General features: G+C 74.1%; 16 protein-coding genes and 1 pseudogene. 8 read left to right on the top strand and 9 right to left on the bottom strand.

Features of this window, described 5'->3' with window-relative positions:
* Window positions 1–22: 22 nt before the first annotated feature.
* The 3 genes from OG937_36930 to OG937_36920 are packed head-to-tail and all read right to left on the bottom strand — an operon-like array spanning window position 23 to window position 2,436.
* A complete protein-coding gene (locus OG937_36930) occupies window positions 23–655 on the bottom strand; it encodes a uridine kinase (GenBank protein WUD76890.1) in 633 nt (210 codons plus the stop codon).
* A 48-nt stretch (window positions 656–703) separates the two neighbouring features.
* On the bottom strand, window positions 704–1,765 hold the full coding sequence (locus OG937_36925) for an ATP-binding protein (GenBank protein ID WUD76889.1): 1,062 nt from the start codon (window positions 1,763–1,765) through the stop codon (window positions 704–706).
* The gene (locus OG937_36920; GenBank protein ID WUD76888.1) at window positions 1,762–2,436 is read right to left on the bottom strand and encodes a response regulator transcription factor; all 675 of its coding nucleotides are present in this window, start codon (window positions 2,434–2,436) and stop codon (window positions 1,762–1,764) included. Before OG937_36920 ends, OG937_36925 begins: the two co-directional genes overlap by 4 nt.
* Before the next feature lie 216 nt (window positions 2,437–2,652).
* Between OG937_36920 and OG937_36915 the strand changes: the two genes are divergently transcribed.
* The gene (locus tag OG937_36915; GenBank protein ID WUD76887.1) at window positions 2,653–4,272 is read left to right on the top strand and encodes a serine/threonine-protein phosphatase; all 1,620 of its coding nucleotides are present in this window, start codon (window positions 2,653–2,655) and stop codon (window positions 4,270–4,272) included.
* Between the two features lie 45 nt (window positions 4,273–4,317).
* Here the strand turns inward: OG937_36915 and gndA are convergent, their stop codons facing one another.
* From gndA to OG937_36895, 4 genes are all read right to left on the bottom strand, one after another.
* Window positions 4,318–5,757 (bottom strand): NADP-dependent phosphogluconate dehydrogenase, encoded by a 1,440-nt coding sequence (gene gndA / locus OG937_36910; GenBank protein ID WUD76886.1) that lies wholly within the window; start codon window positions 5,755–5,757, stop codon window positions 4,318–4,320.
* 93 nt (window positions 5,758–5,850) lie between these two features.
* On the bottom strand, window positions 5,851–6,471 hold the full coding sequence (locus OG937_36905; protein ID WUD76885.1) for an SRPBCC family protein: 621 nt from the start codon (window positions 6,469–6,471) through the stop codon (window positions 5,851–5,853).
* Between the two features lie 166 nt (window positions 6,472–6,637).
* Complete coding sequence (locus OG937_36900; protein ID WUD76884.1) at window positions 6,638–8,755, bottom strand: SpoIIE family protein phosphatase; 2,118 nt, start codon at window positions 8,753–8,755, stop codon at window positions 6,638–6,640.
* A 176-nt stretch (window positions 8,756–8,931) separates the two neighbouring features.
* Window positions 8,932–9,456, bottom strand: coding sequence for a winged helix-turn-helix domain-containing protein (locus OG937_36895; protein WUD76883.1), 525 nt, complete (start codon window positions 9,454–9,456; stop codon window positions 8,932–8,934).
* Window positions 9,457–10,026: 570 nt separating this feature from the next.
* Between OG937_36895 and OG937_36890 the strand changes: the two genes are divergently transcribed.
* The 3 genes and pseudogenes from OG937_36890 (at window position 10,027) to OG937_36880 (ending at window position 12,525) form a co-directional block, all read left to right on the top strand.
* Window positions 10,027–12,105 (top strand): FUSC family protein, encoded by a 2,079-nt coding sequence (locus tag OG937_36890; protein ID WUD76882.1) that lies wholly within the window; start codon window positions 10,027–10,029, stop codon window positions 12,103–12,105.
* 78 nt (window positions 12,106–12,183) lie between these two features.
* Window positions 12,184–12,366: pseudogene (locus tag OG937_36885) on the top strand (glucose-methanol-choline oxidoreductase).
* On the top strand, window positions 12,343–12,525 hold the full coding sequence (locus OG937_36880) for a GMC family oxidoreductase (protein WUD79005.1): 183 nt from the start codon (window positions 12,343–12,345) through the stop codon (window positions 12,523–12,525). Before OG937_36885 ends, OG937_36880 begins: the two are co-directional and overlap by 24 nt.
* A gap of 12 nt (window positions 12,526–12,537) precedes the next feature.
* Here the strand turns inward: OG937_36880 and OG937_36875 are convergent, their stop codons facing one another.
* On the bottom strand, window positions 12,538–13,761 hold the full coding sequence (locus tag OG937_36875; GenBank protein WUD76881.1) for an acyl-CoA dehydrogenase family protein: 1,224 nt from the start codon (window positions 13,759–13,761) through the stop codon (window positions 12,538–12,540).
* Between the two features lie 127 nt (window positions 13,762–13,888).
* On the opposite strand from OG937_36875, the gene OG937_36870 reads away from it, so the two are divergent.
* Complete coding sequence (locus tag OG937_36870; GenBank protein WUD76880.1) at window positions 13,889–14,539, top strand: TetR/AcrR family transcriptional regulator; 651 nt, start codon at window positions 13,889–13,891, stop codon at window positions 14,537–14,539.
* Here the strand turns inward: OG937_36870 and def are convergent.
* A complete protein-coding gene (gene def, locus OG937_36865) occupies window positions 14,536–15,084 on the bottom strand; it encodes a peptide deformylase (GenBank protein ID WUD76879.1) in 549 nt (182 codons plus the stop codon). The genes OG937_36870 and def overlap by 4 nt on opposite strands.
* A gap of 163 nt (window positions 15,085–15,247) precedes the next feature.
* On the opposite strand from def, the gene OG937_36860 reads away from it, so the two are divergent.
* From OG937_36860 to OG937_36850, 3 genes are all read left to right on the top strand, one after another.
* Window positions 15,248–16,486: a MurT ligase domain-containing protein gene (locus OG937_36860; GenBank protein ID WUD76878.1), complete on the top strand. Its 1,239-nt coding sequence runs from the start codon at window positions 15,248–15,250 to the stop codon at window positions 16,484–16,486.
* A gap of 31 nt (window positions 16,487–16,517) precedes the next feature.
* The gene (locus tag OG937_36855; GenBank protein ID WUD76877.1) at window positions 16,518–17,246 is read left to right on the top strand and encodes a glutamine amidotransferase; all 729 of its coding nucleotides are present in this window, start codon (window positions 16,518–16,520) and stop codon (window positions 17,244–17,246) included.
* Window positions 17,247–17,433: 187 nt separating this feature from the next.
* Window positions 17,434–18,459 carry a 6-phosphofructokinase gene (locus OG937_36850; protein WUD76876.1) on the top strand — a complete coding sequence of 342 codons (1,026 nt, stop codon included), beginning with the start codon at window positions 17,434–17,436 and terminating at the stop codon, window positions 18,457–18,459.
* Window positions 18,460–18,569: the final 110 nt, after the last annotated feature.

Genomic DNA, 18,569 nt, shown 5'->3' with positions numbered 1-18,569 from the left:
TGCGGCGGCAAGGGCCGCCGGGTCACCCGGTCCAGGCCGGGTGCCGCGGGTCGTCGGTGTGCACCAGGACGTCCGCGCTCTCGCCGGGCGCCGTCTCCTGCTCGTAGCGGGCGTACGCCGGGAGCGTCCATCGCTCGTCCTCCGGTGTGCGGCGAGCCAGGGCCGCCCCCGACATCCGCAGGTGGATGCAGAGGTCGAAGGGGAAGCCGTAGCCCTGCAGGAGCGCGCCCTCCAGCAACAGCACGCCCCCGGGCGGGAGTTCCTCGTACCCGGCCCGCGTCGCGCGGTCGGTCACCGGGTCCCGCAACGAGGGCAGCACCCGCCCGGTGCCTCCGGGCGCGAGCGGGTCGAAGACCTCCCGCCACAGGGCCCCGTTGTCCAGCCAGCGCTCGTAGTAGGCGTCGGAGTCGTGGCGCCCCGGTTCGTAGCGCTGCGAGGCGGGCCGCCAGTAGGTCTGTGCCCGCACCCGGACGACCGGCCGGCCCCTGAGCCGCAGCGCCTGTGCCAGCGCCTCCCCCAGCACGTCCGGGCGCGCGGCCGGGGCCCCGTCGATGGCGACCCTGGGACGCTCGCCGCCGTCGTCGGGCTTCAGCTCCAGCACGCGGTCCACGACGGCCTCGGTCAGCCGTTCCCAGGTCACAGGCGTCAGTCGCACGCCCCCATACTGCCGGTCGAGGTCCCCGCCCGCGCAGGCGGCCCGTGTTCACCCCTCGCCGGACACCTCGCGCGGCTCGCACGGCACCCGCAGGTCGACGGTCGTGCCCTCGCCCGGGGCGCTGCGGACGGCGAGCCGGGCGTCGATGAGCTCGGCGCGCTCGCGCATCGCGGACAGGCCCATGCCCCGGGTCTGCGGCGACGGCGGCTCCGCGGCGCGGAAGGTGCCGCGGCCCGCGGCGGTCGCCGCGGCCATGCCGTGCCCGTTGTCGGTGATCGCCACGTGCACGGAGCGCTGGTCGCTCTCCAGGCTGACCACGACGCGGGTCGGCTCGGCGTGCTTCACGGCGTTGGTGATCGCCTCCTGGACGATCCGGTACATCTGCGCCTGCGTCTCGGCGGTGAGCAGGCCGCCGACGGTGTCCGCGTGCGCGCCGAGCCGCAACTCGGTGCGGATGCCGTACGTCTCGAAGGAACGCCGGCACAGCGCCTGCAGCGCCGGGCGCAGCCCCAGCTCGTCCAGGACCACCGGACGCAGGTCGACGATCAGGTGCCGCAGCGAGGCGATCTGGTTGCCGACGAGGCCCCGTGCCTGGTCGATGGCCTCCCGCATGGCCTCCGGCCGCCCGTCCGCGGCGGCGGTGGACAGCACTACCTGGACCGCCCCCAGTTCCTGCAGGGTGTCGTCGTGCAGCTCACGCGCCCAGCGGCGGCGCTCGCGCTCCTCGCCGTCGTGCCGGGCCCTGACGCGCTCGCGGCGCAGCCTCGCATCCCGGCGCGCCGAGGAACGCACGGCGAAGAGCGCGTAGGCGACCAGCAGCAGCGGCAGCACGTGCAGGACGTTCAGCGAGGGCTGCTGGGCGACGCGGACCGTCCCGGCCACCGTCAGCATCAGCGCGAAGGCGATGGCCACCACCAGCCACAGCCGCTGCCGCGGCGCCACCAGGGGGGTGAGCAGCACATAACAGACGGCCGCCGCGAGGGCGAGGACGAGCTCCCAGCCCTGCGAGCGGTCGGTGACCTCCATGACGGTCGCCGCCGCCAGGAGGCAGGTGCCCAGCCCCTCCAGGGCCAGGCGCGTCCCGGTCCTTCCAGGGCCGGACGGCGTCATGCCACCAGCCCGCGCTCTCTGGCCGCGGCGATCAACTCGGCCCGGCTGTCCTTGCCGAGCTTGTCCCGCAGCCGTGACCGGTGGGTCTCCACCGTCCGTACGGAGACGAACAGGCGCCGGGCGATCTCCTGGTTGGTGTGCCCCAGCGCCAGCAGGGTCAGCACCTGCGCCTCCCGGTCGGTGAGCGGCTCCTCGTGGTGCCGTTCCGCCAGGTCCAGGTCCTCGACGGCCAGCCGCGCCCCCAGCGAGGGCTGCACATAGGTGGCGCCACCGGCGACCTGGTGGGCGGCGGCGAGCAGTTCCTCGGCGGCGGCCTCCTTCAGCAGGTAGCCGGCCGCCCCCGTGCGCAGCGCCTCCCGGGCGAACGCCGGGTCCTCCTGCATGGTCAGCACCAGGATGCGGGTCCTCGGCGACTCGGTCAGCAGTGCCGGGATCGTCGGCAGGCTGGACCTGCCCGACATGGTCAGGTCCAGGACGAGCACCCTCGGGTGGTGGCGCCGGACGGCTTCCATGGTCTCCGGAACGGTGGAGGTCTCGGCGACGATCTCGAAGGCCGGGTCGGCGGCCATCAGCAGCCGCATGCCCGCGCGCACCACCAGGTGGTCGTCGGCGAGTACGACCGAGATGACCGGGTGCGGCTGCCTGCCGTCGGGGCGGCTGAGGACGTCCATAGCACACACGGTAGATCGGGCGCGCGCGGCGGGCAGCCCGCGCCGCCGGTGTTGCGGGAAACCCGCAGTCACCTCTGCGGGAAATCCCGGATGACCTCTGCGGATCGACGGGGATGCGTTCGCCCGGCCGGAGAGGCAACCTCGAAGGCAGAAGACAAGTGTTTGAAATGCCTACCAAACACTCCGCCGACCCCGACCTCACCCGAGGCGACCGTCATGCTCTGTGCCACCCTCCCGCCCCAGGCCGGCCCTGTGGACCGGCCGTGGTCCTACGACGCAGCCCAGCAGCTCGTGGATTCAGCCGTGCCCACCGTGGCCGACTTCGCCGCCGTCGAGGTCTCGGACGCCACCGTCTCGGAGCAGGCCGCCATCTCCGGACTGCCCGCCACCGGACTCACCTTCCGCCGGGCGGCCTTCCGGGCGGCCCGGGGCACCGCGATCCCGCGCGCCTACGAGGTCGGCGACGTCAGCAGCCTGCCGCCCAGGACTCCGTACCACGCGTCGCTGACCGACCTGCGGCCGCACCTGGTGATGAACCTCCGCCCGCAGACGGGGTGGCTCGCCCGCGACCCGGTGCGCGCCCCCCTGCTGCGGATCACCGGCACGCACTCCCTGCTCGTGATGCCGCTGGACGTCGGCGGTGTCGTCCTGGGGGTCGCGGCCTTCTACCGGACGACGGGCTCCCCCTCCTTCTCCCGGGCCGACCTGATGGCGGCCGGCCGTCTGGCCCGCAGGGCCGCCCGGCTGCTGGACGGTGCCCGCCGGCGCCTGGTCCAGAACGCCGCCGGACGGATCCTGCAGCAGGCCCTGCTGGCGCCGCAGGGGCCGCGGGTCACCGCGATCGAGGATCCCCAGGGGCATCTGCCGCCTGCCGCGGCCCCGGGGGCCTGGGTGGACGTCATCCCGCTGCCCAGCGCCCGGGTGGCCCTGGTGACCGGTTCGGTACGCGGGCAGGGCGTCCCCGCGGCGACGGCGATGAGCCAGCTCAAGGCCGCGGTCCGGGCGCTGATACTGCTCGACATGAGCCCTGGCGAGGTCATCTCCCGGCTCCACCGGCCCACCGCGACCCCCGTCGCCGACGAGGCCGACCGGTGCCTGATCGTCGTCTACGACCCGGTGGCCTGCCGCTGCACCGTGGCGTGCGGCGGCTACCCCGCCCAGGCGCTGCCCGCCACACCCCTGGATGCGGCGGAGGAGGCCGCTCCCGTGCCCGGCGAGCCGGAGGTCACCGAGTGCGACGTGCCGCCCGGCAGCGTGCTGCTGCTGAGCTGCGGCACGGACGGGCTCCCCGTCGGCTCGGAGGGCGCCGGCCAGGTCACCGGGCTGCGCGTGCTGCCCGCCGGCGGCGAGGAGGCGGCCGAGCCGGCGACGGTGCTGGACGGCGTCCTGCGCACCGCCGCGCCCGGCTCGGAGCCGGTGCTCCTCGCCGCCCGCACCCGCGCCCTGGACGCCGGCGACGTCGCCACCCGCGAGGTGTCCAACGACCCCGCGGCGGTGGCCGAGGCACGGGCCTGGACGGACCGGCTGCTGACCGACTGGAAGCTCCCGGAGCTGTCCTTCACCACCACCCTGGTCGTCAGCGAACTCGTCACCAACGCCATCCGGTACTCCACGGGGCCGATCCGGCTGCGGATCATCCGCGACCGGGTCCTGGTCTGCGAGGTGTCGGACTCCTGCAGCGCCGCCCCGCACCCGCGCCACGCGGCGCCCAGCGACCAGGACGGCCGGGGGCTGTCCATCGTCGCCCAGCTCACCGACGCCCAGGGCACCCGCTACACCGAGACCGGCAAGACGGTCTGGGCGGAGCAGGTGATCACCCCACCGGTCGCCGCGTAGGCCCGGCCGTGACCGGGCCCACGCGACATCAGGCGTCAGCCGGCGTCAGTCGGCCGGGTTCTCCGAGCGGTCGCCGCCCCAGAGCGTGTGGAAGGAGCCGGGCTTGTCCACCCGCTTGTAGGTGTGGGCGCCGAAGAAGTCGCGCTGCCCCTGGATGAGCGCGGCGGGCAGCCGCTCCGCCCGCAGGGCGTCGTAGTACGCCAGCGCCGCGGAGAACCCCGGCGCGGGCACGCCGAGTTGTGCCGCCGTGGAGACGACCCGCCGCCATGCCGCCTGGGCGTTGCCGAGTGCCTCGGCGAAGTGCGCGTCCGTCAGCAGGGTGGGACGGCCCGGCTCGGAGTCGAACGCCTCCTTGATGCGGTTGAGGAAGCGCGCCCGGATGATGCAGCCGCCGCGCCAGATCGTCGCCATCGAGCCCGCGTCGATGTCCCAGCCGAACTCGTTGCTGCCCGCCTGGATCAGGTTGAACCCCTGGGCGTAGGCGACGATCTTGGAGGCGTACAGCGCCTGCTCGACGTCGTCCGCGAAGCGGTCGCCCGCCGCGCTGTCCAGCCAGGTCTCCGCCGGTCCGGGCAGTCCGCGCGAGGCGGCCCGCAGCTCCGCGCTGCCCGACAGCGACCGTGCGAAGACCGCCTCGGCGATGCCGGAGACGGGGACGCCGAACTCCAGGGCGTTCTGCACCGTCCAGCTGCCGGTGCCCTTCTGGCCGGCCTGGTCCAGCACCACGTCGACGAACGGCTTGCCGGTGTCGGCGTCCGTGTGGGCCAGCACCTCCGCGGTGATCTCGACGAGGTACGACTCCAGGCGGCCGGAGTTCCAGGTGCGGAAGATCTCCGCGATCTCGCCCGGCCGCTTGCCCGCGGCGTGCCGCAGCAGGTCGTAGGCCTCGGCGATGAGCTGCATGTCGGAGTACTCGATGCCGTTGTGGACCATCTTGACGAAGTGCCCGGCACCGTCCGGGCCCACGTGGGTGCAGCAGGGCACCCCGTCGACCTTGGCGGCGATGTCCTCGAGGATCGGGCCGAGCGACTCGTACGACTCCACGGAGCCGCCCGGCATGATCGAGGGACCGTTGAGGGCGCCCTCCTCGCCGCCGGAGATCCCGGTGCCGACGAAGTGCAGACCCTGTTCGCGCAGCGCCTTCTCCCGGCGCCGGGTGTCGCGGTAGTCGGCGTTGCCGCCGTCGACGACCATGTCGCCGGGCTCCAGCAGCGGCACCAGCTCGTCGATCACGGCGTCGGTGGGGGCACCGGCCTTGACCATGATGATGATGCGCCGGGGCCGTTCGAGTGAGTCGACGAACTCCTTGAGGGACTCCGCCGGATGGAACTCGCCCTCGCCGCCGAACTCCTCCACGAGGGAGCGCGTCCTGGCCGGGGTGCGGTTGTACAAGGCCACCGGGTGGCCGTGCCGCGCGAGGTTCCGGGCCAGGTTGCGGCCCATGACCGCGAGTCCGGTGACGCCGATGCGGGCCTGCTCCGCCATCTGCGGTTCCTCTCTGTGCTGTGGTGCGGGGGGCACGTACGGCGTCCAGCCTGTCAGCGAACCGGCCGGGCGGCCGGGATTCCAGCGGATCCGTCAGCTGCCCGTGCCGATCCGGCCCTGACCTGCTACACGGGCCATCGCACGGCGCAGCCCCCTGGCCGGCGGCGCGGGAACGGCTCCGACGACCTCGCCCGCCGGTGCCCGGGCCTGGGCCGCCCTGAGCGGCCCCATCGCCGCAGGTGGTGGCGGAGGCGGCAGCAGGGGCGGCGCCACGGTGTGGTCGCCGAGGGCCTCGCGCAGCCGGCGCGCGTCCTCCGGGAGGTCGCGGCGCCAGGCCCAGCCCAGGAAGGGGCTCAGCAGCAGCATGCCGCCGCCGAGCTGGCAGGTGACCTGGAGCTGGACGAACGCGCCCCGCGAGTGCGGCAGCATCCGGAACGCGAACTCGGGCGTCTGGGTGCCCAGCGGGCTCCACATCCGCCGGCCGCGGTAGGCGATCCGCCGGCAGGGCTGGTAGACCGAGCATTCCAGCCGGTGCTCCCGGTGGCGGCCCGGATAGTGGTAACGGTAGACGGCCCGCTCGCCGGGGGGTACGGCGTCCGCCGCCACGGCGGCGATACCGGAGTTCCACGACGCGAGGTTGCGGGCGTCGGCAAGGAAGGTGAAGACCTCTTCCACGGTACGGGTGACGATCACGCTCGTAGACACCGTCGGCATCGCAGACCTCCCCGGTGCCGGCGCGGCCAGCATGTGAGCAGAGTGGCTTCTTGGCTCCTCACCGACAGCCTGCGTCCAATCGGGCGGTGTGTCGTGGCGGGTGAGCCGTCCGGGTGAATCCAGGGTGCGTGACCGGCGCGAACGGTATGCCGGCGGACCCTCACCGTCAGTGCCCGAGGGGCTCCGAACCGCTCCTGCGGTCGCGGAATTCGCACCACACTGCCTTGCCCGAACCGTGCGGCTCCACACCCCACGCGTCGGCGAGCCGGTCGACCAGCAGCAGACCGCGCCCGGACACCTCGCCGTCGCCGGGTCGGCGCCGGCGCGGCCAGTTCGCCGCGAGGTCGTGCACCTCGATGCGCAGCCGCCGGGTGGCGTCCGGCGTGGCGTGGGCCAGGGACGCGTCGGGGAGCATGCGCAGGGTGAGCACGGCGCCGCCGTCGGTGTGCACCAGCGCGTTGGTGATCAGCTCGCCGGCGGCGAGTTCGGCCTCGTCCACCCGGTCGCGCAGGCCCCAGCCCGCCATGGCGTCACGGACCATGGCCCGGGCCTCGGAGAGTGCCTCGGGGTCGCCGGGGGCGATGTGCCGGTGCAGCCGGTGCGGCGGGTGCGGGGAGGCGTCGCTGTCGCGCCGGAGCAGCAGCAGGGCCATGTCGTCGTCGGTGGCCTGCTCGCCCATGACGGCGGTGAGGTGGTCGGCGAGGTCCCCGACCTCGCGCGGGCCTTCGCCCAGTGCCCCGGACAGCCGCCGCACGCCGACGTCGAGGTCGGCGCCGGGCCGCTCGACGAGTCCGTCACTGAACATCAGGAGGGTGTCGCCGGGGCCGAGTTCGGCGGGGGTGACCGGGTAGTCGGGCCTGCCGAACTGGGCGGACAGGCCCAGCGGCAGCCCGCCCGCGGTGGGCAGCACGCGCACGGTGCCGTCGGCCTGCCGGACCAGCGGGTCGATGTGGCCCGCCCGCACCAGCAGGGCGGACCCGGTGGCCGGGTCGACCTGCGCGTACAGGCAGGTGGCGAAACGGTCGGTGTCGAGCTCGTACAGGAAGGCCGAGGCCCGCGCCATGACGCTGGCGGGCGGGTGGCCCTCGCCGGCGTAGGCGCGCAACGCGATCCGCAACTGGCCCATGACGGCCGTGGCGTGGGTGTCGTGGCCCTGGACGTCGCCGATGATGACGGCGACCCGGCCGCCGGGCATCGCCACGACGTCGTACCAGTCGCCGCCGATGTCCCGGGCCAGCCGCGCGGAGCGGTAGCGCACCGCTATCTCGGTGCCGGGGATGCGCGGGATGGTGCGGGGCAGCATCGCGGTCTGCAGACCCTGCGCGATGTCGTGCTCCTGGTCGAAGAGGATGGCGCGCTGCAGGCTCTGCGCGATGCTGCCGCTGAGCGCGATCAGCAGGTGGCGCTCCTGCGGGGAGAAACCCTGCTTGTGCCGGTACAGCAGGCCCAGGGCGCCGATGGGCTGGCCCTGGGCGATCAGCGGGAGGTACGCGGCGGCGGAGGCGCCGAGCGGTTCGATGTGCGGCCACAACTTGGGGTAGCGCCGGGCGAACTCCTCGCCGGAGGTGATGAAGCGCGGGACGAGGGTCCGTACGACCTCGCTCATCGGGAACTCGTCCTCGATCCGCGTGTACTGCAGCGACGGCACCCAACTGCTGGCCTTGGCGTCGCTCACCACGTGGACCCGGCCGGCCTCGACCTGCCCGAGGAAGAGGCTGGCTATGCCGAGCCGGTCCATCCTGGGGTTCCCGGTGAGGGCCGCGGTCACGTCGCGCACGGTCACGGCCCGGGCCAGCGACGCGGTGACCTCCATGACCAGGTTGCTCTCGGTCGGGTGGTCCTCGTCCGCGCGCAGGCACTCCGCCGCCTGGGCGAGTTCGTCGGTGGCGTCGCTGACGATGCCGATCACCCGGTTCGCCCGGCCGGTGCCGTCGCGGACGATGCGGCCCTGGAAACGGATCCAGCCGCGGCGGCCGTCGCGCCGGGTGAGCCGGCTGAAGGCGCGGAAGGAGGAGTGGCCCTCGCCGAGGGCCTGGGTGATCGTCCGGGTGACGTCGCCGGCCTCGTCGGGCGCCAGCCGGGAGAACAGCGCCTTCGGATCGCCGTCGAAGTCCTGCGGGCGCAGGTCGACGGTCCGCAGGGCGTGTTCGTCGAGGTGCATGCGGTCGCGGTCGAGGTCCCAGTCGAAGCCGCCGACGTCGTTGAGCGACATGTGGGCGGCGGCGGGAGCCGGCCAGGCGACCGTCGCGGGCGCAGGGGGCGCCCACTCCCGAGACTCAGCCATCACGCCCTCCGGACCTGCTCCCCGCTGCGTCGAGCCGCACCGGAACGGTGACAGCGTACCCATAGTCCGGTAGGGGGACATGCTACAGACGGGACCCGTGGGAGAGCCGGGTTTCCGCCGGTTCCGGGAACGCTCCCGGCCGCCGCCCGGCCCCCCTCCGCCGTCCGCCGGACGGCTCAGCGGGCGGCCGGCGGCGCGTACTTGTAGCCGACCCGGCGCACGGTCACGATGCTGCCGCGGTGTTCGGGGCCGAGCTTGCGGCGCAGCCGGGCGATGTGGACGTCGACGGTGCGTCCGTCCCCGACGTGGCCGTACCCCCAGACCGTGGTGACGAGCTGGTCGCGGGTGTGCACGCGGTGCGGGTGCGCCACCAGGTGGGCGAGCAGCTCGAACTCCAGGTAGGTGAGGTCGAGTGCGCGGCCCCGCACCTGGGCGACGCGGCGCTCGCCGTCGACGGTGACCGGCAGGTCGGCGGATGCCGGGGACGGGGGCACCGCCTGTCCCTCGACGGGGACGAGGACGAGGTAGCCGACCATCGGCGGCCCGCCGACGCCCGTGGGCATCAGGTGGCCGGGGGCGGGCAGCCAGGTCGCGCCGGGCGGGAGGAAGTCCGGCACCGGCGGGACGTCGCCGGTGCGGACGGCGCGCAGGTGCTGGCGGCCCGCGGCGGGCAGGGGCAAGGACTGGGTGCTGGAGGACATGGAGGTCTCGGCTCTCGCGCGAAGGGTCGTGGGACGACGTATTGCGCGGGACCGCCGGGAGGCCGGCAGCGGGCGGCGACCGGGGGACGGCGTCAGCTGTGGGCCGGGGTCCGCGCGGGGACCGCGCGACAACACTCCCGGTCGAACTGGTACTCCTGCCTGGACGGCCAGAACGGCTCGAGGTCGCTGCGACCTGTCGCGGTGTCAGTGAGGCTGGCCATGGCACCCATTGAACCAGACGCGACGCCCACCGGGACAGGGACAGCTCGCTTCACGGCCTTGACCAGGCATTACAGAGGTTGCGGCGCCGGCTGGGGTTCGGGCTCGGGCTCCGGCTGCGGGGGCGGCGCGGGCACGGGGTCGGGGGTCGGTCCGGGGACCGGATGCGGGGCGGGCGGTACGGGGTCGGGCGGGAAGGGCGGCACCGGGCTCGGGGCGGGCGGCACGGGCGGCACGGTGGCCCGGCGTGCTGGGGCGGTCATGGCGGTCTGCCTCCTGGGACTCGCCGGAACGGATCTTGCGCTGCGCTTACCCGGCCCTCCTCGTCCTACCCGTCCTATCCTCAGGCTCATGACCTGGTTGCGCGCCCTGCGCCGCAGTGCCCGCGAAGGGCTGCGGATCGAGCGCGCCGGGCTGGAACCGCTCGTCGCGCTGCGCGCCGCCGCGGGCGTCGCCATCGTCATCGGCCTCTCGCTGTGGCTGGCCGGCCCCTCGGTGGCCGCGTCCTCGGCCTTCGGCGCCTTCGCCTCCGGCATGGCCACCTTCCAGCGCAGTTGGCGGCCCCGGCCGGTGCTGGCGCTGGTCGCCGGTGCCGGTCTCGCCGTCAGCACCTTCCTGGGCTACCTGGCGGGCGCGCACTGGTGGGTGTTCGTGGTGCTGCTGGCGGTCTGGGCGTTCCTGGCGGGCATGGCCTGGGCGCTGGGGCCCACCGCGGGCATCGTCTCGTCCCTCACCGTCGCCGTCATGCTGGTCGTGATCACCCTGCCGACCTCCGTGCTGGGCGCCTTCGGCCACGCGCTGGTCATCGCGGCGGGCGGGGTCGTGCAGGCGGGGCTGATCGTGCTGTTCCCGGTGCGCCGCTGGGGCCGGCAGCGCGACGCGCTGGCCGACGCCTTCGCGGCGGAGGCGGACTACGCGCGCCGGCTGCGGCACGACCCGGTGGCGCCGTTCGACCCCCAGCCGCTGATGACCGCGCGCAACGCCGCCGTCATCACCGACCGGCAGGCGCGGCGGCGCCCGGCGGCGCTGCGCGGCAAGCGGGTGCTGGCCGAGCGCATCCGTCCCGTGCTGGCCTCGCTCGCCGATCCCGCGGTCGGCGCCGCCGTCGAGGGTCCGGAGCGCGACCGGGCCCGCGAGCTGCTGGCCGCGGCGGCCTCCGTGCTGGACGCGGTGGCGCGCGCGGTACGGGAGGCCCAGCCGGTGCGCGTACCACCGGAGGCGGACGCCGTGGTGCTCGTCGACCCCGTTCCGGAGGAGCGGCTGACCGGGCCCGCCCGGCGCACCGCGCTGCGGCTCGTCGCGCTGCTCAGCGAGGCGGTCTCCTCCGCCACCGGCCGCGGCGGCTCGGTGAGCAGCGACACCGCCCACCTGCGTCGCCCCGGCGTGGCCGAACTCCTGCCGCTCGCCACGCGCACCGTACGGGGCGAGGCCCGTTTCGACTCGCCCGTCTTCCGGCACGCCGTCCGGCTGGCCGCCGTCACCCCCGCGGGCTACGCCCTGGGCGTGGCCCTGCCGCTCGGGCACGGCTACTGGGCGCCCCTGACCTCGGTGCTGGTGATGCGGCCCGACTTCTCCCAGACGTACGGCCGCAGCGTGGCCCGCTTCATCGGCACCCTCGCGGGCGTCACCGTGGCGACCGCCGTGATGCAGTCCTTCGCCCCGGGGCCCTACCCCTGCGCCGTGCTGGCCGTGGTGTCGGTCGCCCTGATGTACGGCCTCCTGCGCACCGGCTACCTGGTCTCCCAGGTGGCCGCGTCGGCGTACGTGGTCTTCCTGCTCGGCATGGCCGGCTCCAGCTGGACGCAGACGGTGCCCGACCGCGTGCTCCTCACGCTGCTCGGCGGAATGCTGGCGATGGCCGCGTACGCGCTCTTCCCGGCCTGGGAGACACCCCGGCTGCGGAACCGGCTGGCCGACCGCATCAAGGCCACCGGGCGGTACGCCGCCGCCGCGATGGAGGCCCATGCCGCCCCCGCCCGGGGACGGCGCGAGGCCGTGCGCACGGCCCTGCTGGACGCCCGCGCGGCCGCGCTCGCCTGGGACCAGGCGGTCGCCCGCGCCGACGCCGAACCCGTCCGCGGCCGCGGCCTGTCCCGCCGCGCCGCCGACGGCGCCGACGCGGCCCTGTCGGCCATGGGCCGCGTCCCCATGCTCATGGAGGCCCACCTCCCGGCCCCCGACGCCGACCCGGTCCCGGACGCCGCCCCCTTCGCCCTGCACCTGCGCACGGCCACCGCGGACGCCGCCACCGCGGTCCGCGAACGGCGCCCCCCGGACTTCGCCCCCGTCCGCGCCACGCTCGACGCATGGCCCCCCTCGGACGCCGACCGCATCGTCCGCCGCAGCGCCGAACTGCTCATGGAAACCCTCGACGACCTCGAAACCGCCCTCCGCCCCCGCCCCCGCACCCGCCCCTCCCGCCGCCGCTGACGCCTCCCGGCGCGTTCCGGGTGAGCCGGTCCGGGGGCCGCGCCATCGGGTTCGGCCTGCTCACCCCCGTACAGCCGCCGCTCGGTACGCCTGGAGTCGCCCGACCCCTCGGTGCCGCCGGCGAACGACCCGGCGCTGCCGGCCGGCGAGCGGGACGTGGACCGCATGCCGACCGGGCTGCGCATCGCCCGTGCGGTCGGCGCAGCGGCTCCGCCGGCCCGCCGGTACGGCGGGGAGGTGTTGCCGGGGCCGGCCGTCCACGGGGCCGACGAGTTGCGGCGGTTCCTGCGGCGGCACGGTGTCGACCGGCTCCAAGTCGTCGACGCGTCCGTGAGGCCCGCCCCGCCCGCGGCGAACACCATCGCCGCCGTCCTCGCGATCGCCGAGCAGGCGGCCGGGTCGACCGGGACGGCGGCGTGAGCGCGCCGGGCGTCAGCGGATCGGCATGCCCGACAGGGTGCGGGCGATGACGAGGCGCTGGATCTCGCTCGTGCCCTCGAAGATGGTGTAGATGGCGGCGTCGCGGTGCATGCGCTCCACCGGGTACTCGCGGGTGAAGCCGTTGCCGCCGAGGATCTGGATGGCCTGGGCGGTGACCTTCTTCGCCGTCTCGCTCGCGTAGAGCTTGGACATCGAGCCCTCGGCGGAGGTGAAGGGCTTGCCCGAGATCGCCATCCAGGAGGCGCGCCAGACCAGCAGGCGGGCCGCGTCGATCTGGGTGCGCATGTCGGCCAACTGGAAGGCGACGCCCTGGTTGTCGATGATGGGGCGGCCGAACTGGGTGCGGGTCGTGGCGTAGTCGAGGGCGACCTCGTACGCGGCGCGGGCGGTGCCCACCGCCATCGCGCCGACGGCCGGGCGGGAGGCCTCGAACGTCGCCATGGCGGCGTTCTTCACGCGCTCGCCGCCCTTGGCCCGCTCGCGGGCCCTGGCGAGGCGCTCGTCGAGCTTCTCCTTGCCGCCGAGCAGGCAACTCCCGGGGATGCGGACGCCGTCCAGCACGACCTCGGCGGTGTGCGAGGCGCGGATGCCGTGCTTCTTGAACTTCTGCCCCTGGGAGAGTCCGGGGGTGCCCGGCGGCACGATGAAGGAGGCGTGGCCCTTGGAGCCGAGCTCCGGGTCGACGACGGCGACGACGACGTGGACGTTGGCTATGCCGCCGTTGGTCGCCCAGGTCTTGGTGCCGGTCAGCACCCACTCGTCCTTGGTCTCGTCGTACACGGCGGTGGTGCGCATCGAGCCGACGTCGGAACCCGCGTCGGGCTCGGAGGAGCAGAAGGCGGCGACCTTCACGTCGTTGACGTCGCCGTACATCTGGGGGATCCAGGTGCCGATCTGCTCCTCGGTGCCGTTGGCCAGGACGCCGACGGCGGCCAGGCCGGTGCCGACGATGGACAGGCCGATGCCCGCGTCGCCCCAGAAGAGCTCCTCCATGGCGATCGGGATGCCGAGGCCGGTCGGGTCGAAGTACTGCTGGGCGTAGAAGTCGAGCGAGTAGAGTCCGATCTTCGCGGCCTCCTGGATCACCGGCCAGGGGGTCTCCTCGCGCTCGTCCCACTCCGCCGCAGCCGGGCGCATGACGTCGGCCGCGAAGCCGTGGATCCAGTCGCGCACCGATTTCTGGTCGTCGTTGAGCTCGAGCGAGAAGTCGCCCATCGTCCCCTCCACGTGCTTGTTACTTGCGGTAACGCCAGTGTGTTACCGGCTGGTAAGGGATGTCAACCGGACGAGGGGTGTTACGTTGCGCAGGCGCGAGGAAATTCGAACGGGCGGGGAGGCTCGGGTGGACACCAGCCAGCGGCAGGAGCGGCGGACGCCATCCGCGGCGGAGGAGCGGCGCAGGGAGCTCCTCGAGGCCGCGGACCGCGTCGTGCTGCGGGACGGCCCCGAGGCGTCCATGAACGCCATCGCCGCCGAGGCGGGCATCACCAAGCCCATTCTGTACCGTCACTTCGGCGACAAGAGCGGGCTTTACCGAGCCCTGGCCAAGCGGCACACCGACGCCCTGCTCGCCAATCTGCGTGCCGCCCTCGACGCCCCCAACGAGCGCCGCGACCGCGTGGAGGCCACCCTCGACGCCTATCTCTCGGCCATCGAGGCCCGGCCGCAGGTCTACCGCTTCCTGATGCACCCCGCCGAGAGCACCGCGGACTCCGACCGCGGTTTCGACATCGGCCGCCACTCCGCCCCCGTGCTGCGCCGCATGGGCGAGGAACTGGCCGACGTCATCGCCGAGCGCCTCGACCTCGGCCCGGAGGGCCAGGTGGCGGCCCGGGTCTGGGGGCACGGCATCGTCGGCATGATGCACGCGGCCGGGGACTGGTGGCTGGGCGAACGTCCCGTCGCCCGTGACGTCCTCGTCCGCCACCTCGCGGACCTGCTCTGGGGCCGCCTCGCCGCCGTGGGCGACCGCCCGGGCGCGCCGCGTCTCTAGGCCCTGTCGGGCGCCCAGGGGGCCCGGCGGACGGCGCGCAGTGCGCGGCGGCGGCGCAGGCCGGTGAGCCGGTCGACGAAGAGGCCGCCGCCGAGGTGGTCGCACTCGTGCTGGAGGCAGCGGGCGAAGAAGCCGGTGCCCTCCACGCGCAGCGGCGCGCCGTCGGCGTCGACGCCCTCGACGGCGGTCTCGTCGTGCCGGGCGGTGCCCGCGTGGACGCCCGGCAGCGACAGGCAGCCCTCCTCGCCGGTCACCACGACCCCGTCGTTGTGCACGACGCGGGGGTTGACCACGTACCCGAGGTGCCGGACGTCCTCGTCGTCCGGGCAGTCGAAGACGAACACCCGCAGCGGCACGCCGATCTGGTTCGCGGCCAGCCCCACCCCGTCGTGCGCGTACATCGTGGCGAACAAGTCCTCGACGAGACGGGCGAGTTCGGCGTCGAAGACGGTCACGTCGCGGCAGGGCTCCCGGAGCCCGGGGTCACCCAGCAGCCGCATCGGGCGTACGGTCCCGGAGCTGCCGGGGATGGGGGCGTGTCGCATGCGGGCCAGCGTACGGGGGCGGCTCGTTTCAGCGCCGGTGGGGGAAGTGGATAGGCTGATCGGCGACCGATGCCTTCCGGCCGGTGCAACGGCCCGGGGCACGCACTCCGGCCCGACCGCCGGGGAGGTGCGCGGGGCCGGACGCGAGGAGGATGTGGAGACGATGGCAGGCAATGCGGAGCCACTGTCGCCGCGGGCGAAGCTGGCCGTGACGGCGGGCAAGGCCGCGGCGGCAGTGTCGCGTGCGGCGGGGCGCGGCAGCGGGTCGGTGATCGGCGGCCGGGTTGCCCTGAAACTCGACCCTGATCTGCTGGCCCGGCTGGCGACCCATCTCGACGTCGTGCTCGTTTCGGCCACCAACGGCAAGACCACCACGACGAGGCTGCTCGCCGAGGCGCTGCGTGCCAACGGCGAGGTCGTCTCCAACGCCCTGGGCGCCAACATGCCCGCCGGCATCACCTCGGCGCTCGCCGGCGGCTCCGAGGCCCGCTACGGCGTGATCGAGGTCGACGAGAAGTACCTGGCCGGCGTGGCCCGTGACGTCAAGCCCAAGGCCATCGCCCTGCTCAACCTCTCCCGGGACCAGCTGGACCGCGCCGCCGAGACCCGCATGCTCGCCGAGAAGTGGCGCGAGGGCCTGGCCGGCTCGGACGCCATCATCATCGCCAACGCCGACGACCCGCTGATCACCTGGGCCGCCTCCTCGTGCCCGACCGTCGTCTGGGTCGCGGCGGGCCAGGAGTGGAAGGACGACGCCTGGTCCTGCCCCTCCTGCGGCGGTGTCCTGCAGCGGCCGGCCGAGGACTGGTTCTGCGGCGAGTGCGGTTTCCGCCGCCCGACGCCGACCTGGGCGTTGTCCGGCGACCACGTGATCGACCCGTACGGGTCCGCGTGGCCGATCCAGCTCCAGCTGCCCGGCCGTGCCAACAAGTCCAACGCCGCCGTGTCGGCCGCCGCGGCGGCCGCGTTCGGGGTCGACCCCAAGGTCGCCCTGGAGCGGATGTACAAGGTGCAGGCCGTCGCCGGCCGCTACGACGTGGTGTCCTTCCAGGACCGCGACGTACGGCTGCTGCTGGCGAAGAACCCGGCCGGGTGGCTGGAGACCTTCTCGCTGATCGACGGCCCGCCCACCCCGGTGATCCTCTCGGTGAACGCCCGCGGGGCCGACGGCACGGACACCTCCTGGCTGTGGGACGTGGACTACACCCGCCTGGCCGGTCACCCGATCCGGGTCATCGGCGACCGCAAGCTGGACCTCGCGGTCCGGCTCGAGGTGGCGGGGCTGCGGTTCGAGGTGTGCCAGGACTTCGACGAGGCGGTGCGCACCTCGCCGGCCGGCCGGATCGAGGCCATCGCCAACTACACCGCCTTCCAGGACCTGCGCCGCCGCGTCGGCAACTGACCGAAGACCCGTTTCGACAGGAGAACACGCTGTGAGCGACTCCAGCCTGCGTCTGGTGTGGGTCTACCCCGACCTGCTGAGCACCTACGGCGACCAGGGCAACGTCCTGGTCACCGAGCGCCGGGCCCGCCAGCGGCGGGTGCCGGTCACCCGGATCGACGTCCGGTCCGACCAGCCCATCCCGACCTCGGGCGACATCTACCTCATCGGCGGCGGCGAGGACCGCCCGCAGCGGCTGGCCGCCGAGCGGCTGCGCCGCGACGGCGGGCTGAACCGCGCGGTCGACAACGGGGCCATCGTCTTCTCGGTGTGCGCCGGCTACCAGATCATCGGCCACGAGTTCGTCAACGACCTCGGCCGTCCCGAGCCGGGCCTCGGCCTGCTGGACGTCGTGAGCGTCCGCGGCGAGGGCGAGCGCTGCGTCGGCGACGTGCTGGCCGACATCGACCCCGCGCTCGGTCTGCCCCCGCTGACCGGCTTCGAGAACCACCAGGGCGTCACGCACGTCGGCAAGCAGGCCCGCCCGCTCGCCCGGACCCGCTTCGGCAACGGCAACGGCACCGGCGACGGGACCGAGGGCGCGTACAACGACACCGTCTTCGGCACCTACATGCACGGCCCCGTCATGGCCCGCAATCCCCAGATCGCGGACATGCTGATCAAGCTGGCGATGGACGTCAGGGCGCTGCCGCCGGTCGACGACCAGTGGTACGAGGCGCTGCGCGCCGAGCGCATCGCGGCGGCGTCCCAGCCCGCCTGAGGTCCGCAACGTCGCGGGTCCGACCGGGGGAAACGGGGCCAGGGCCGGGTTGTGTCCGCAGTGCGGGCGGCGTTTCCGCCGCCCGCGCCCGGCTCGATAACGTAGTGAGCAGCGGTGCGCGTCGCCGCGGGTCCATCCGGACGACGGCGTCCGGCGCCCGGATCGATCTTTCAGGAGTAACGAGCAAATGCGTATTGGTGTGCTGACGAGCGGCGGCGACTGCCCCGGCCTCAACGCCGTCATCCGGTCGGTCGTGCACCGCGCGGTCGTCGACCACGGGGACGAGGTCATAGGTTTCCACGACGGGTGGAAGGGCCTCCTCGAGTGCGACTACCGCAAGCTCGACCTCGACGCGGTCGGCGGCATCCTGGCCCGTGGCGGCACCATCCTCGGCTCCTCCCGGGTCCGCCCCGAGCACCTGCGGGACGGCGTCGAGCGCGCCAAGGGACACGTCGCCGACCTGGGTCTCGACGCGATCATCCCGATCGGCGGCGAGGGCACCCTCAAGGCGGCCCGGCTGCTGTCCGACAACGGCCTGCCGATCGTGGGCGTGCCCAAGACGATCGACAACGACATCGCCTCCACCGACGTCACCTTCGGCTTCGACACCGCCGTGACGGTGGCCACCGAGGCGCTGGACCGCCTGAAGACCACCGCCGAATCGCACCAGCGCGTGCTCATCGTCGAGGTCATGGGCCGCCACACCGGCTGGATCGCCCTGCACTCCGGCATGGCGGCCGGCGCGCACGCGATCGTCGTGCCCGAGCGTCCCTTCGACGTCGCGGAGCTGACCCAGCGGGTCGGCGAGCGCTTCTCCGCGGGCAAGAAGTTCGCGATCGTCGTGGTCTCCGAGGGCGCGAAGCCGCGCGAGGGCACGATGGACTTCGAGTCGGGCGTCAAGGACGTCTACGGCCACGAGCGCTTCACCGGCATCGCCACCCGGCTCTCGATCGAGCTGGAGGAGCGGCTGGGCAAGGAGGCCCGCCCGGTCATCCTCGGCCACGTGCAGCGCGGCGGCACCCCCACCGCCTACGACCGGGTGCTGGCCACCCGCTTCGGCTGGCACGCGGTCGAGGCCGCGCACAACGGCGACTTCGGCATGATGACGGCGCTGCGCGGCACCGACATCACGCTGGTGCCCCTCGCCACCGCCGTCGAGCACCTCAAGACCGTCCCCTCCGAGCGCTACGTCGAGGCCGAGTGCGTGCTGTGACGCGCTGATCGCACCCCTCGAACCGCCCCCGGTCGCGAGCGCGGCCGGGGGCGGTTCTAGTCTGGTGCGGGCGCACCCGCCCCAACCGGCACATTGCCGACGGCGCGGTG

Source organism: Streptomyces sp. NBC_00510 (assembly GCA_036013505.1).
Classification (GTDB): domain Bacteria; phylum Actinomycetota; class Actinomycetes; order Streptomycetales; family Streptomycetaceae; genus Actinacidiphila.
Note: the sequence above shows the minus strand (reverse complement) of the source record. Positions and strands in the feature narration are given on the sequence as shown.

Bases quoted from the DNA above. Each gene is read 5' to 3' on its own strand.
- OG937_36925 (WUD76889.1), bottom strand. From the start codon at position 1,765: ATGACGCCGTCCGGCCCTGGAAGGACCGGGACGCGCCTGGCCCTGGAG.
- OG937_36920 (WUD76888.1), bottom strand. From the start codon at position 2,436: ATGGACGTCCTCAGCCGCCCCGACGGCAGGCAGCCGCACCCGGTCATC.
- OG937_36915 (WUD76887.1), top strand. From the start codon at position 2,653: ATGCTCTGTGCCACCCTCCCGCCCCAGGCCGGCCCTGTGGACCGGCCG.
- gndA (WUD76886.1), bottom strand. From the start codon at position 5,757: ATGGCGGAGCAGGCCCGCATCGGCGTCACCGGACTCGCGGTCATGGGC.
- OG937_36905 (WUD76885.1), bottom strand. From the start codon at position 6,471: ATGCCGACGGTGTCTACGAGCGTGATCGTCACCCGTACCGTGGAAGAG.
- OG937_36900 (WUD76884.1), bottom strand. From the start codon at position 8,755: ATGGCTGAGTCTCGGGAGTGGGCGCCCCCTGCGCCCGCGACGGTCGCC.
- OG937_36895 (WUD76883.1), bottom strand. From the start codon at position 9,456: ATGTCCTCCAGCACCCAGTCCTTGCCCCTGCCCGCCGCGGGCCGCCAG.
- OG937_36890 (WUD76882.1), top strand. From the start codon at position 10,027: ATGACCTGGTTGCGCGCCCTGCGCCGCAGTGCCCGCGAAGGGCTGCGG.
- OG937_36875 (WUD76881.1), bottom strand. From the start codon at position 13,761: ATGGGCGACTTCTCGCTCGAGCTCAACGACGACCAGAAATCGGTGCGC.
- def (WUD76879.1), bottom strand. From the start codon at position 15,084: ATGCGACACGCCCCCATCCCCGGCAGCTCCGGGACCGTACGCCCGATG.
- OG937_36860 (WUD76878.1), top strand. From the start codon at position 15,248: ATGGCAGGCAATGCGGAGCCACTGTCGCCGCGGGCGAAGCTGGCCGTG.
- OG937_36850 (WUD76876.1), top strand. From the start codon at position 17,434: ATGCGTATTGGTGTGCTGACGAGCGGCGGCGACTGCCCCGGCCTCAAC.